Source organism: Eggerthella sinensis, from assembly GCF_003339815.1.
GTDB classification, from domain to species: domain Bacteria; phylum Actinomycetota; class Coriobacteriia; order Coriobacteriales; family Eggerthellaceae; genus Eggerthella; species Eggerthella sinensis.
In genome coordinates this window covers 19723-33820 of sequence record NZ_PPTT01000002.1, presented here as the reverse complement: position 1 = coordinate 33820, position 14098 = coordinate 19723, and the positions used below count along the sequence as shown (strand labels likewise).

Genomic DNA, 14098 nt, shown 5'->3' with positions numbered 1-14098 from the left:
CTGCGCTCGCTGCAAGCATCGCGCCTGCTCGTGAGGGGGAGGGGCGAAGCGCGCACCCCGCTATCCGTGATGGGCCCCATCATGCGTCTTTGCTTGTAACCGTGTGAGTACGTTCCTTAGAATCGCATGCGGGGACGATCGTTCCCGAAAAGGGGAAGGCGGCCGCGTGCGGCAACGCGCGCGGCCCCGCCTGCAGACGAACGGAGGAGCGGTATGGCGCACGCGAACGAAGGCTTTTCACGCAGGGACTTCTTGAGGGGCGCCGGCGTTGCAGCGACGGCGGTGGCCGTGGCCGGCGTTGCAGGGTGCGCAACGGCGGGCTCGGGCGCGCAGGGTGCGGCGGACGTGAAGTGGGATCGCGAGACCGAGGTGCTCGTGCTGGGATTCGGCGGCGCCGGTGCCGTGGCGGCAGCGGCAGCGCACGAGGAGGGCGCCGAGGTGCTCATCCTGGAAAAGGCGCCGAAGGAAGGCGGCGGCACCACGCGCATCTCCACCGGGTACTCCTCCATCGTGCTCGACCCGAAGGGTGCGCTCGAGTACCTGCGCACGCAGGTGAAGGGGCTGACTCCCCAGGAAGTGTTCGAGACGTACGTGCAGGAGGGGGCCACGCTCACCGACTGGCTCGACGATCACGGCATCGCCTACACCGATGTGAGCAGCGTGCTGGGCTCCGACTACAAGAACTGGCCCGGGTCCGACGCGTTCGGCGCGGTGGGGTTCACCAACGCCGACGGTACGAACAGCGGCACGGCCGTGTTCGACTGGGCCACGCAGTACATGGCCGACAACGGCATCGAAATCCTGTTCGACGCACGGGCGTATCAGCTGGTGCAGGACCCGTCCACCCGCGAGGTCATCGGCGTCCGCGCCCGGCATGCCGACGGCTCGGAGATGGCGGTGCATGCGAAGAAGGCGGTCATCATGTGCACCGGCGGGTTCGAGTGCAACGACGAGATGATCGGCAACTACCTGGTGCCCTCTCCGCTCGCGCGCGAAGGCTGGATGTTCAACACCGGCGACGGCGTGAAGATGGGCCAGGAAATAGGGGCCGACCTGTGGCACATGAACATGCTCGACGCCTACGGGGTGACGTTCACCGCCCCGGGCGACGTCACGGGCCGCTTCGGCCTGAACGGCGCCACGTGCGCAACCGGCAGTTTCATGTGGGTCAACCGTAACGGCAAGCGCTTCATGTGCGAAAATCCGTCGAACATCGGCACGCCGCTCGCGCACCGCAGCGTCAACCGCTTCGCGCTGTTCGACGACATTCCGGGCAAGCTGCCGCTCGGGTACGACTCCTCGTATCGCGACATCCCGTTCTATCTGCTCATCGACCAGAAGCAGTTCGAGGCGGCCCCGCTGTACGACAACAACCAAACTGCCGGCTGCGGCTTGATCGACAAGGAGCTGGGCGGGGTGGAGCCCTGGAGCGAAGACAACAAGCAGGAGCTTGAGAAGGGATGGATTCTCAAGGGCGACACCGTCGAGGAGCTCGTGAAGCGCATGAACGCGAACAGCGCGGACGAGGGCTACCATATGGACCCGGCCGATCTGCAGGCCACCATCGACGCGTACAACGCGGACTGCGCCGCCGGCGTCGACACGCTGTTCGATCGCCCCGCCACGGTGAACGACGCGCCGAACCTCGTGCCGCTCGACACGCCGCCGTACTACGCGCTGCGCCTCATGCCCTGCATGAACACCACGAAAGGCGGCCCGGTGAAGAACGGAAACGCCCAGATCCTCGACACGCACGGCGAGGTGATTCCGCGCCTGTACGAGGCGGGCACGCTTGGGCACACGGCCGCGCAGGTGTACTGCATATTCGGCGCCAACCTGGCCGAATGCTTCAACTTCGGGCGCATTGCCGGTCGCAACGCGGCGGCGGAAACGCCGCTCGAGGCGTAAGCGTGACGGCGCGATCGAGGCGGCGGGCCGCCGTCGGGGCGGCGCTCGCCCTCGTGCTGGCCGGTGCGGCGGGCTGTGCGCCGCAGCAAGGCGCCGAGCCGGGTGCGGCGGGCGATGCGGGATCGGCGGATGCCGGCGCTTCCGCGGTCGAGGTGGCCTGGAGCGCCGATGCGGCGTGCGAGAGCTGCCACGAAGCGGAGGCCGCCGCGCGCACCGACGCGACGAGCCTGCACGCCGCGCATGCCGACGAGGCGTGTCTCACGTGCCACGACGACGAAGCGGGCCTGACCGCGGCGCATGCGACGTACACGTCGGGAACACCCGCCACCAAGTTGAAGAAGACGGACGTGGCACGGTCCTCCTGCCTGGCATCGGGGTGCCACGACCAAGCTGCGCTCGTGGATGCGACCGCGGAGAGCACCGTGCTCACCGACACCAAGGGCACGGTGGCGAACCCGCACGACCTTCCCGCGCACAAGGACCACGACGAAGGCGTGACCTGCGCGTCGTGCCACGCGATGCACGGCGAAGGCACCGCCGACGCCGCGGCGGTTGAGCAGGCATCGCAAGCCGCCTGCCTCTCGTGCCACCATGCCAGCGTCTACGAATGCCATACGTGTCACACCTGAGCGAAACGACCCCCCCCTGCGCCATCGGTCGCAGGGGGGGGGGTGAAAGCTACTCATAGCTGCAAAGCTCAACCAGATTCCCGTCGGGGTCGCGCAGGTACACCGACCGCATGGCGCCGCGCACGCCATGACGTTCGACGATGCCCAGTTCGATGGTCAATCCGCGCGATTCGAGCTCGTCGCGGCAGTCCTCGATGCTCCCTTGAATCTCGAAGCACACGTCGGCGCTGCCCGGTTGCACGGCGCGCGCTTTCGGCTCCAGCTCATGACCCAGGAGATGCACGTTCACCTTGAAGTCGCCGGCGAAGAGCTCCCATCGCTCGCCGGCGTTGCGCGCCTCGAAGCCGAGCGCCCGGTAAAACGCCGTGCAGGCCCCGATATTCGCCGTGGTGATGACGAGGTGGTCAAGTTTGGCGATGGCGTACATGGTGTTATTCCTTTTCGGCGTCGTAGAGCGCTTTGAGCGTGGCGTGCGCCAGCACGTGGCCGTCCATCTGATGGAACAGCTCGTTCAGCATGAACCCGTTCTCAAGGTCGAGGCGCGTGTCGAGCGCGTACGCCGTGAGCTCGTAGAGGTGCGGCGCGTCAGGTGGGCACATGCCGCCGTAGCAGCTGGAAAGCTCGATGCTTTGCTGGCCGCCCTGCATGCTGGTCCAACTGTTCGCACCCTGCACGAAGTCGCGCGCGAGCACGCTCTCGTTTTCGCCGATGTCGGTGCGCTCGATGTTCGCGGCAATCCAGTGTATCCATACGAAGCCGCCGCTCACGGGGTAGGCGTCTTTGTCTTCGAGCACGATGGCGAACGTCGCGGCGCCTTCGGGCGCGTCGTGGATGGAGAAGGGGATGGAGAACGTGGGCATGCCGTGTTCGTTGAACTGCGCGCCGCGCTTGCCGTAACGGTCGGCGAAGTGGCCGTCGATGATGCCGTTGCTGGTGATGTGCATGGGGCCGTCCTTTCTTCGGATGGGCCCATGGTAGCCGACGGTGCCGCACCCGCCCATTACCCACTTTTTCGTGGGTACGGCACCGGGCGTTACGCCTCGATGACGCCCTTTGCGCGCAGCACGTCTTCCATGCCGTTCTCCATCATGAAGTCGATGCCCACGTCCTGCATGATCTTGAGCGCTTCCAGCATGCGCACGCCGCGCGATGCGGCGAGCGAGTATTCCACGCGAAGAGGGTAGCCCTCGTAGGCGCGCTTGTCCACCAGTCCGAACTCGATGAGCTCCTTGAGCTGCTCCAACAGCATCTTCTGCGAAATGCCCTCGATGTCGTTCTCAAGTTTGGAAAGCGATGTGCCGCCCAGACGCAAGCGCCACAGGATGATGGGCTTCCATTTGCCCTTGATCATGTCGTGGGTGAGTTCGAGCGGGCAGGTGTACGCTTCGCGGATTTTCATACGCACCTCTTCGCGCGCTCGACAAAGAAAAGCCCTACCCCCGGCCAGAAGGATGAACCCACCTTAAAAGGTGGGTGCTCGCAGCCCGCTTCCTGGCTTTCGTATCAACGGATACGAATCTCCATTTCACGCGCTATCTTGAGCTCCCTCATGTATCAGCATCGGTCCATCGCAAAGTATGGCTACGAGGGCAGGACCTACCTTGAGTATATGGGTAGCGCGGTCAAAATAAAGTCTTGACATCCTGCTGTTTAACCGATTCCATAAACGGCTCTGTTGTGTGTTTCGCCTCACGATTCAGATGCCTGGTAGGCAAACAGGCGTTCGCGTGGTACGATATCCCTCATGGATACGTTATTCACTGATATGGAAAACGAGCGGAAGTCGGAAGTCGCGCCCCTTGCGGTGCGCATGCGCCCGCGCTCGCTTGAAGAAGTGGTCGGTCAGGCCGAGGCGGTGGGCCCCGGCTCGTGGCTGCGCAACGCCATCGAGCACGACCAGCTGAGCTCGGTCATCCTGTTCGGCCCCGCGGGCACGGGCAAAACCTCGCTCGCGCACGTCATCGCCGAAACGACGAAGGCCACGTTCGTGGAGGTGTCCGCCATCGGCGGCACCGTGTCGGACCTGCGCCGCGAGATCGACGCGGCCGAGAAGCGCCTGTCGGCGTTCGGCCTGCGCACCATCCTGTTCGTCGACGAGATTCACCGCTTCAACCGCAGTCAGCAGGACACGCTGCTCCATGCGGTGGAAGATCGCGTGGTCGTGCTGGTGGGCGCCACCACGGAGAACCCGTTTTTCGAGGTGAACTCGGCTCTCATCAGCCGTTCCCGCGTGGTCGAGCTGCACGGCCTGTCGGACGAGGACATCGTCAGCCTCGTCGGGCGCGCCCTCGACGACGAACGGGGCCTCGCGGGCCGCTACCAGCTGGACGACAAAGCGCGCGACGCCATCGTGCTGCTTGCCGGCGGCGACGGCCGCGCGGCGCTCACCACGCTCGAGCTGGCCGCCGGCATGGTTGAGCCCGGCACGGCGAAGAAGCCCGCGACGGTCACCGAGGACAACGTGCGGGCCGCCACGCCGCACCGCGCGCTGCCCTACGACAAGAACAAGGACATGCACTACGACGTCATCTCGGCGTTCATCAAGTCCATGCGCGGCAGCGACCCCGATGCCGCCCTCTACTGGCTCGCCCGCATGATCGACGGGGGAGAAGACCCGAAGTTCATCGCGCGCCGCATGTTCATCGCCGCATCGGAGGACATCGGCAACGCCGACCCGCAGGCCCTGCTCATCGCCGAGGCCGCGTTCAAGTCGGCCGAGGTCATCGGCTACCCCGAATGCCGCATCAACCTGGCGCAAGCCGCCATCTACCTCGCGCTCGCGCCGAAGAGCAACGCGGCCGAGGCCGGCATCGACGCGGCGCTCAACGAGGTGCGCAGGGGCCCGTCGCGCAACGTGCCCGATCACCTGCGCGATCGGCATCGTCCCGGCTCGGAGCACTACGGCGCGTACCAGTACCCGCACAACTACCCCAGCGGGTGGGTGAATCAGCGCTACCTGCCCGAAGGGCTGGACCGCGGATGCTTCTACCGTTCGAGCGATCGCGGGTGGGAGGCGTACCGCAGCGAGACGTTTGCGCGCGACCGCTTGGATTCCGGAGAAAACCCCACGTCGCGCGGAAGGTAACCGATTTCCTACTCCTGTGGAAGCAGGGTGAAAAGTTGACCTCGGTCTGTATATCATCCAAGGTGCTCGTGCTATAGTAATAGCTTCGGAACAGGAGGCCTACGGTGGATATCAGCGAAGTTCTCAGCATTGCGCTGCCGGTGATCTATGTGATCGTCGGAGCGGTGCTGGTGTGGCTCGTCATCGAGCTTGTTATGACCGTCCGCAAGACGCGCAAGACGGTGGATGATTTGCAGAAGCAGGTTGAGCCTACGCTGGCAAGCGTGGAGCGCATCACGGCGTCGCTCGAGCCCGTCGCGGCGAAGGTCGACCCGCTCGTGGAGCGCGTGTCGCTCACGGTGGATGCCGCCAATCTCGAGATCATGCGTATCGACCAGATCCTCGAAGACGTGAACGAGATCACCGACTCGGTATCGTCGGCCGTCGAAGCGGTGGACACGGTGACGAACGCCCCGGTGGAGCTCGTGAACAACGTGACGTCCCGCGTGCGCAACGCCTTCAAGTCGCGCCGCGCGAGCGACGAATCGGTGGCGCTCGGCCAGGCAAAGGCCGAACGTGCGGCCGACGAGCCTGCGGCCCCGCGCTCCGTCGAGCAGGCCGCTTCCGCGCATGCGGTCTCCCACAACACCGACGTGCCCGTGTCCGCAACCGACGTGGTCAAAGGCGTGGTAACCACGTCCGTCAAGGCCGCGCAGGAAGCCGTCGCCGATCAGCGCGAGCAGCGTGCCGAGCAGCGCGTCGAGCGCGAGGAGAAGGCCGAGGCCAAGCGCGCCGCCGCCGACAAGACCTCCGAAGCAGCCGCTTCCATGGTGGACGCCGTGGCAACCGCCGCCACCGCCGACGCCAACGCCGCGCAGCAGTACTTCACGTACGGCAAGGGCGCGCAGGCGGCCGATACGGAACAGGGCAAGTAACCGCAGGCGTCAGACGGTACGAAAGGGCGGGCTCGGTGGAGAACCCCAACTCCGAAGCGACAAAAACAGACAAAGCGAAGCGCAGCTTCCTCGTGGTGTGGACGATCGTGGGCGGCATCCTGCTCACGGCCGTCCTCGTGTATTTGTTCAACATCCTCAGCGTGCCGGTGGGCATCGTCATCTGGTCCACCGTCATCGTGTTCTGCCTGCGCGGCCCCGTGAACAAGCTGGAGAAGCTCGGCGTGCCGCGCGTTGCCGGCACCACCATCGCCTACGTGCTCATGTTCGTGCTGCTGGCTCTCGTGGGCCTCATGCTGTTCTCCCCGGCGTTCGGCCTGGGCGGCCAGTTCACCAGCCTTGTCGAGAGCGTGCCCGGCTACGTGCAGACCATCATCGGCTGGGGCAACGACCTGTACGCCCGCTACGCCGACGTGCTGTCGAACAGCACCGTGCAGGATTACCTCACGCAGGCGCTCAAGGCGCTCGGCGATTGGGCCTCCTCGTTCGTGCGCGATAGCACCACGGGCGTCGTGGCCATCGGCACCGGCGTGGTGAACAGCTTCGTGGCCATCGGCTTCGCCCTCGTGGTGGCGTTCTGGATTCTCATGGAGCTGCCGGCGCTCGGTCGCGAGAGCATGCGCCTGGCCGGCCCGAAGCGCCAGGAAGACCTGCAGATGCTGCACGTCACGTTCACGCGCGTCATGGGCGGCTACATCAAGGGCACGCTCATGCAGTGCGCGGTCATCGGCGTGGGCTGCGGCGTGCTGTTCGGCGTCATCGGCGTCCCGAACTACGCGGCGCTCGGCGGCATCGCCGGCCTGCTCAACATCATCCCCATCGTGGGCCCGTGGCTGGGCGGCGCGCTCGCGGCCGTCGTCGGCGTGTTCGTGAGCCCCTGGGTTGCCCTTATCGCGCTGGTGGGCACCATCGCCATCCAGCAGATCGTGTACACGTTCGTATCGCCGAAGATCATGGCGAATTCGGTGGACGTGCACCCGGCGCTCACCATCATCGCGTTGATGGCGGGTTCTGCCATCGGCGGCGCAATGAGCGGCTTCATGGGCTCGCTTGTGGGCATGTTGGCATCGATCCCCTCCGTGGCCGTTGCGAAGGCCGTTTTCGTGTATTATTTCGAAAAACGCACCGGCAGGCGCCTTGTGTCGTCCGACGGCGTGTTCTTCCAGGGTAACGCCGATGCCGATAGCGACGTCGACCCCATCGCCGATGCCACAGCGCCGCATCCCGACGTGTCGGCGGCGTTCGAGCGCGTCGAGCAGCGCAAGGCGGAAGCCGAGAAGAAGGCGCAGCACCGCAAGAAGCGCTGACGGAGCCCTCGGCGGCGCGAGCGGGGGAGCGCGGACGGGGCGTCTGCGCGAGGATAGTGGAACAGCGGGCCGCGCTGACGCGGTCCCCGAGGAGATAGAAAGAAACGAATATGAAGTACATGACCAGCGCGGAAATCCGCGAGAAGTACCTGAGCTTTTTCGAGGAGAAGGGCTGCAAGCGGTGGCCGTCGTCCTCGCTCATCCCCGACGATCCGTCGCTGCTGTTGACGAGTGCCGGCATGGTGCAGTTCAAGCCCTACTTCCTGCAGCAGAAGCACCTCGAGACCCCCTATATCGGCACGACGACGGTGCAGAAGTGCGTGCGCACGAACGACATCGACATCATCGGCACGACGGGCCGCCATCAGAGCTTCTTCGAGATGCTGGGCAACTTCAGCTTCGGCGAGTACTTCAAGGAGGAGATGTGCGCCTGGGCGTACGAGTTCTCCACCGAGGTGCTGGGCCTGCCCGCCGAGCGTCTGTACTTCACCGTCTACCTTGACGACGACGAGACCATCGAGATTTGGAAGAAGCTCGGCGTGCCCGACGACCACATCTCGCGCCTCGGCGAAGAAGACAACTTCTGGCGTGCCGGACCCACCGGCCCCTGCGGCCCCTGCTCGGAGATCTACTACGACCAGGGCGAAAGCTTCGGCTGCGGCAGTCCCGACTGCGCGCCGGGCTGCGACTGCGACCGCTTCCTCGAGTACTGGAACCTCGTGTTCACCCAGTACGACGGCCAGGAGGACGGTTCGTTCGTGCCGCTGCCGAAGAAGAACATCGACACCGGCATGGGCCTCGAGCGCATCGCGGCCATCCTGCAGGGCGTGCAGTCCAACTACGAAACCGACGTGCTGCGCTCGCTCGTGGCCGTGGGGGAGAGCCTGACGGGCACTGTGTACGGCGAAGACGCCGCCACCGATCTGTCCCTGCGCATCATGGCCGATCACAGCCGTGCGGTGGCGTTCATGATCGCCGACGGCATCCTGCCGTCGAACGAGGGCCGCGGCTACGTGCTGCGCCGCCTGCTGCGCCGCGCCGTGATGAAGGGCCACCTGCTGGGCCTCGACAAGCCGTTCCTCAACGAGTACGTGGACGAGATCGTGACCCTCATGGGCCACGTGTACCCCGAAATCGTGGAGAATCGCGAGCTCATGCGCCGCGTCATCCTGTCCGAGGAAGAGCGCTTCGGCGCGAACCTGCGTCAGGGCCGTGCGTACCTCGACGAAGCGCTGGCCGAGCTCGAAGGCGACGTGCTGCCGGGCGACCGCGCGTTCACGCTGCACGACACGTACGGCTTCCCCGTGGAGGTCACGCGCGAGCTGTGCGACGAGCGCGGCATCGAGGTGGACATGGAGGGCTTCGGCCGCTGCATGGAAGAGCAGCGCGAACGCGCTCGCGCGGCGAACACGAAGGACGCCGAGGCGGCTTGGTCCACGTACGGCGGCGTGATGAACGAGATCCTCGAGGCCGTGGGCGCCACCGAGTTCCTCGGCTACACCAAGAACGACGCGGACGTGCGCGTGCTGGCGCTCGTGAAGGACGGCCAGCAGGTGGACGTGCTCGAAGCGGGCGACGAGGGTCGCATCGTGCTCGAGGCCACGCCGTTCTACGCCGAGAAGGGCGGTCAGATCGGCGATACCGGCACGCTGAGCAAGGACGACGCCACCGTGCGCGTGCTTGACACGAAGGAGCCGGAGAAGGGCCTCATCGCCCATACCGTGCAGGTGGAAAGCGGCCGCATCGTGGCCGGCGACACCGTGCACGCCGCCATCGACGTGCCGCGCCGCGAGCGCATCCGCCGCAACCACACGGCCACCCACATCCTGCATTGGGCGCTGCGCCAGGTGCTGGGCGACCACGTGAAGCAGGCCGGCAGCTACGTGGCGGACAACCGCCTGCGGTTCGACTTCACGCACTTCGAGGCTATGACGACCGAGCAGATTGCCGAAGTGGAGCGCCTGGCCAACGAGAAGATCATGGAGAACCATCCCGTGCACGCCTACGAGACGTCGCTCGCGTCGGCTCGCGAAGCCGGCGTCATGGCGCTGTTCGGCGAGAAGTACGGCGAATTTGTGCGCGTGCTCGACATCGAAGGGTTCTCGCAGGAGCTGTGCGGCGGCACGCACGTGTCCGCCACAAGCGAGATCGGTTTCGTGAAGATCACCACCGAGACGAGCGTGGGCGCGAACCTGCGTCGTGTCGAGGCGGTGACCAGCTTCGACGCGCTCGCGTACATGAACCGCATGGAGGCCGAGCTCAAGGAGACGGCCGAAGAGCTGCGCGTGCCGCTGCTCGACGTGAGCGAGCGCACCGCCGCGAACGTGAAGACGCTCAAAGAGCTCCAGGCGAAGATGAAGCGCAACCTGCAGACCATCGCCGACGACGGCATCACCGCGCTTCTGAGCAGCGCCGCCGATGCCAAGGCCGGCTATCCCGTGGTGATCGGCAGCCTCGGCGAGGCGGACGCGGGTCAGATGCGCAACGCATGGGACGTCGTTCGCGCGCGCCTCGGCAAGCCGGGCGCAGCCGTGCTCGCGGCGAGCAAGGACGGCAAGCCCATCCTGCTGGCGGCCGGCAGCCCGGAGGCCGTGGACGCAGGCTTCGACGCGGGCGCCATCATCAAGGCCATCGCTCCCAATGTGAAGGGCGGCGGCGGCGGCAAAGCCGCCATGGCCCAAGCCGGCGGCAAGGACGCCTCCGGCATCGAGGCCGCGCTCGAGGCCGCACGAGAACTGCTGCTGTAAACGAGGAGGGGCGGCTCAGCCGCCCCTCCTCGTTCGTACACCCCCCCTTGCACCCACCCTTCCCCTTGCGCCCGAAGTGACTCTACCCGGTCCGCAAGACCCCCATCGGGCGCAATAGGGGGAGGCGCAATATCGGGAAGGCGCAACAGGGGGAGGCTAAGCTGAGAGACCAAGCTGAGAGGCGCACCAACCGGCGACGTCCTCCAAGCACCCCCTTCCATCCCCATCCCCCCAGAAAGGCTCATCATGCGAATTATGGCTTTGGACATTGGCGAGACGCGCGTGGGCGTGGCGGTGAGCGATCCGGGGGAGCGGGTGGCTTCTCCGGTGGTGGTGCTGCCGGCTTCGGAGGTGCTCACGTGCGCGAAACCGTTTCAGCGGGTGCTTGAGGATTGGGAGCCGGAACTGCTGCTGTGCGGGCTGCCGTACACGATGGCGGGCACGGAGGGGCCGCAGGCCGTACGCATACGAGCTGCGGCGCAGAAGATTTCCGCTGCCTGCGGCATACCCCACGAGTTCGTCGACGAGCGTTTGAGCTCGCAGGAGGCCAAACGGAGTTTGCGTGAAAAGGGCCTCACCGAGAAGGCCATGCGGGGCAAAATAGATATGATAGCCGCGAGTTTGTTTTTGCAGGCGTGGCTTGACGCGCGCCGCGAGGCTTGGTGAAAGTAGAGGAAAGTCCATGCCCCAGCACAGGAAGCAAGTCACCTATTCCCAGCGCCCCAATCATGCGGCCCGCTCCGTGCATGCCCGTGGCGAGCGCCAGTTCAGAACGTACGATACCAGCTACATCCGCCCGAAGAAGAGCAAGGGCCCCGTCATTTTCGCCGCCATCTTGGCTATCGTCGTGATCGGCGGTTTGGCGTTCGGCGCGCTCACGCTGTTCAACAGCTGCTCCGCTCAGCCCGTCGAGCTGCTGGCCGAGGGCCAGGAAGCCACCGTGGTGGTGGCCGACGGCGAGGGTGCTCAGGCTGTCGGCAAAGACCTGGAAGAGGCGCGTCTCGTCACGAGCGCGTCCGACTTCACGAAGCGCGTGAACGAGTTGGGCGTCGATTCGCAGCTCAAACCCGGCACGTACACCTTCGCGGGCGGCGTCACGCTCGACCAGATCATCAACGACCTCAAGGCCGGCCCCAAGACGAACGCGCCCACCATCCCCGAGGGCTACACCCTCGCGCAGATCGCGCAGAGCGTGTCCGACTTCACGGAGGGCCGCATCTCGGTGGACGACTTCACTGCCGCGTCGTCCGATGCCAGTGTGTACGCGGCCGACTACGCGTTCTTGGCCGATGCGGGCACGAACAAGCTGGAAGGCTTCCTGTTCCCGAAGACGTACGAGATTTCCGACGAAGCCACGGCCGATACGGTCGTCCGCATGATGCTCGACCAGTTCCAGACCGAGACAGCGAGCCTCAATTGGTCCTATCCGCAAAGCCAGGGCCTCACCGTCTACGACGCCGTGAACCTGGCCTCCATCGTGGAGAAGGAGTCGAGCGGCGACGAGCAGATTCGCGCGCAGGTGGCCTCCGTGTTCTACAACCGCCTGAGCACCCTGGGCGACCCGAGCTACGGCTTCCTCCAGAGCGATGCCACCACCGCCTACGAAGTGGGTCACGACCCGTCCGCAGAGGAAGTGCACGCCGAAACACCGTACAGCACGTACGCCAACACGGGTCTGCCGCCCACGCCCATCTGCTCGCCCAGCATCGACAGCTTGCAGGCCGTGTGCGCGCCCGACCAGGAATCGCTCGGCAAGTACTTCTTCTTCTACTTCGAAGGCGACCAGTACTACTTCAGCGAGACGTACGACGAGCACCAAGAAACGTTCTCGTAGGCCGTACCCCACACCGCTATGACGTTTCTCGAACCCGACCGCTACTTTGCGCGCATCTCGCGCATCGACATCGACCGCGACCTGCTAGCGCAGGGCTACCGCAACGTACTGTTGGACGTGGACAACACCATCCTCACGCGCGACACGCACGAAGTGCCGCGCGACGTGGGGTTCTGGTTGGCGAAGGCGCGCGACGCGGGCATTTCGTTCTGCCTCGTGTCCAACAACTGGCATGAAGGGGTGTACCAGCTGGCGAACCGCCTGTCGCTGCCCATCGTGGCGAAAGCGGTCAAGCCGCTGCCGCCCGCATTCCTCATGGCGCTGCGCAAGCTGGGGGCGAAGCGCTCTCAGACGGTGGTCATCGGCGATCAGCTGGTCACCGACGTCATGGGCGCGCATCTCCTCGGCATGAAAGCGTATCTGCTGGCGCCGCTCGTGGAGCAGGACCTGCCCCACACGCTGCTGCTGCGCAACTTCGAGCGCGCCGTCATGGGCGAGCGTCAGCCCGAAGGCGCCGCGTCCGCCTCGCACAACGCGGTTCCCTGCGAGGAGGATGCACTCGAGGCGCACGCCGCCTCCGATATGAACGAGCGAGCGAAAGGATCATCGTGACCGATACCGCTGCACGACCTGCCGAGCACCTGTACCTGCTGGGTCATCCCATCGCGCACTCGCTCTCGCCGGCGATGTACAACGCCGTGTACGAGCGCCTCGGGCTGCCGTGGCGCTACGAGCTTGCCGATTGCGCCACCGAGGACGAGGCACGCGCCTTCCTCGATGCGCGCGACTTCCTGTCCATCAACATCACCACGCCGTACAAGCCGCTCGCCTTCGCGGCGGCCACGGCGAAGGCGGCCACGGCGAAGCTCGCTTTGGGCGCGAACGTGCTGGTGAAGAAGGGCAACGCGCTCATCGGCTTCAACACCGACGGTCAGGGCTGCGTCTCGTATCTTGAGCGCACGGGCTTCAGCTTCGCGGGCAAGCGCGTGGCCGTGTGCGGCACGGGCCCCACGGCGCTGTCCATCCTGCACGCGTGCGCCGTCGCGGGCGCCGACGTGGTCATGCTCGTCGGGCGCGACAAGGAGCGTTCGCGCTCGGTGCTCGAGAGTTACGTCGAGCGCTTCGGCCTCTTGGCGAACGCCACGGTGGACCTGCCGGCCGCGCAGGCGCACCATCGCAGCTTCCGCACGGCCTACGAGCGCACCACGTTCAAATTCGGCAGCTACACGACTTCGACGAAAGCTCTGGCCGCCGTCGATCTCGTGGTGAACGCGACGCCGCTCGGCATGAACGAGGGCGACGACGCTCCCTTCGACACCGCGCTCCTGCGCGTGGGGCAGACCGTGTTCGATGCGGTGTACGGCCATGGCGAGACGGCGCTCGTGCAGGCGGCGCGTGCTGCGGGTTGCACGGTGCACGACGGCGCGGGCATGCTCGTGGCGCAGGCGGTGGCCACGGTGCACGCCGTGTGCGATCTGGCCGAGGTGGACGTGAGCCTGTCGGACGACGAGTTGTTCGCCCTCATGGCCGACGCCGCGCACTTCGATCTGTAGCGCCTGCGCGGCACGCATAACGTTCGCTGCTCACCTGGCCGCTTCTCGTGTTGCACGGGGGAGCGGTGGGGTACAATACCGTATGAACATGCTCGGGATTATC

The 14098-nt window shown here is 65.8% G+C and carries 13 protein-coding genes; 10 read left to right on the top strand and 3 right to left on the bottom strand.

Annotated features, from left to right (window positions below):
- Positions 1-213 precede the first annotated feature (213 nt).
- Both C1876_RS01145 and C1876_RS01140 read left to right on the top strand, forming a co-directional pair.
- Positions 214-1908: an FAD-dependent oxidoreductase gene (locus C1876_RS01145; RefSeq protein WP_158544546.1), complete on the top strand. Its 1695-nt coding sequence runs from the start codon at positions 214-216 to the stop codon at positions 1906-1908.
- A 2-nt stretch (positions 1909-1910) separates the two neighbouring features.
- Positions 1911-2537, top strand: a complete 627-nt coding sequence (locus C1876_RS01140) for a hypothetical protein (protein WP_114544895.1) — start codon at positions 1911-1913, stop codon at positions 2535-2537.
- Between the two features lie 49 nt (positions 2538-2586).
- On the opposite strand, the gene C1876_RS01135 is transcribed toward C1876_RS01140, so the two are convergent.
- The 3 genes from C1876_RS01135 to C1876_RS01125 all read right to left on the bottom strand — a co-directional run bounded on the left by C1876_RS01135 (position 2587) and on the right by C1876_RS01125 (position 3936).
- Positions 2587-2964: a VOC family protein gene (locus C1876_RS01135; protein WP_114544894.1), complete on the bottom strand. Its 378-nt coding sequence runs from the start codon at positions 2962-2964 to the stop codon at positions 2587-2589.
- Between the two features lie 4 nt (positions 2965-2968).
- Positions 2969-3481: a YbhB/YbcL family Raf kinase inhibitor-like protein gene (locus C1876_RS01130; RefSeq protein ID WP_114544893.1), complete on the bottom strand. Its 513-nt coding sequence runs from the start codon at positions 3479-3481 to the stop codon at positions 2969-2971.
- 89 nt (positions 3482-3570) lie between these two features.
- Positions 3571-3936 (bottom strand): winged helix-turn-helix transcriptional regulator, encoded by a 366-nt coding sequence (locus C1876_RS01125; protein WP_114544892.1) that lies wholly within the window; start codon positions 3934-3936, stop codon positions 3571-3573.
- A gap of 345 nt (positions 3937-4281) precedes the next feature.
- Between C1876_RS01125 and C1876_RS01120 the strand changes: the two genes are divergently transcribed.
- The 8 genes from C1876_RS01120 (at position 4282) to C1876_RS01085 (ending at position 13995) form a co-directional block, all read left to right on the top strand.
- Complete coding sequence (locus C1876_RS01120; protein ID WP_114544891.1) at positions 4282-5622, top strand: replication-associated recombination protein A; 1341 nt, start codon at positions 4282-4284, stop codon at positions 5620-5622.
- A 104-nt stretch (positions 5623-5726) separates the two neighbouring features.
- Positions 5727-6536, top strand: coding sequence for a DUF948 domain-containing protein (locus C1876_RS01115; protein ID WP_114544890.1), 810 nt, complete (start codon positions 5727-5729; stop codon positions 6534-6536).
- Positions 6537-6571: 35 nt separating this feature from the next.
- A complete protein-coding gene (locus tag C1876_RS01110) occupies positions 6572-7861 on the top strand; it encodes an AI-2E family transporter (protein WP_114544889.1) in 1290 nt (429 codons plus the stop codon).
- A 110-nt stretch (positions 7862-7971) separates the two neighbouring features.
- A complete protein-coding gene (gene alaS / locus C1876_RS01105) occupies positions 7972-10608 on the top strand; it encodes an alanine--tRNA ligase (RefSeq protein WP_114544888.1) in 2637 nt (878 codons plus the stop codon).
- Between the two features lie 246 nt (positions 10609-10854).
- On the top strand, positions 10855-11274 hold the full coding sequence (gene ruvX / locus C1876_RS01100; protein WP_114544887.1) for a Holliday junction resolvase RuvX: 420 nt from the start codon (positions 10855-10857) through the stop codon (positions 11272-11274).
- A 16-nt stretch (positions 11275-11290) separates the two neighbouring features.
- The gene (gene mltG / locus C1876_RS01095) at positions 11291-12442 is read left to right on the top strand and encodes an endolytic transglycosylase MltG (RefSeq protein WP_114544886.1); all 1152 of its coding nucleotides are present in this window, start codon (positions 11291-11293) and stop codon (positions 12440-12442) included.
- A gap of 18 nt (positions 12443-12460) precedes the next feature.
- Entirely contained in the window at positions 12461-13054 is a 594-nt protein-coding gene (locus C1876_RS01090; RefSeq protein WP_114544885.1) for a YqeG family HAD IIIA-type phosphatase, read from the top strand.
- Positions 13051-13995 (top strand): shikimate dehydrogenase family protein, encoded by a 945-nt coding sequence (locus C1876_RS01085; RefSeq protein ID WP_114544884.1) that lies wholly within the window; start codon positions 13051-13053, stop codon positions 13993-13995. The genes C1876_RS01090 and C1876_RS01085 overlap by 4 nt, the downstream gene beginning before the upstream one ends.
- The last annotated feature ends 103 nt before the right edge of the window (positions 13996-14098 follow it).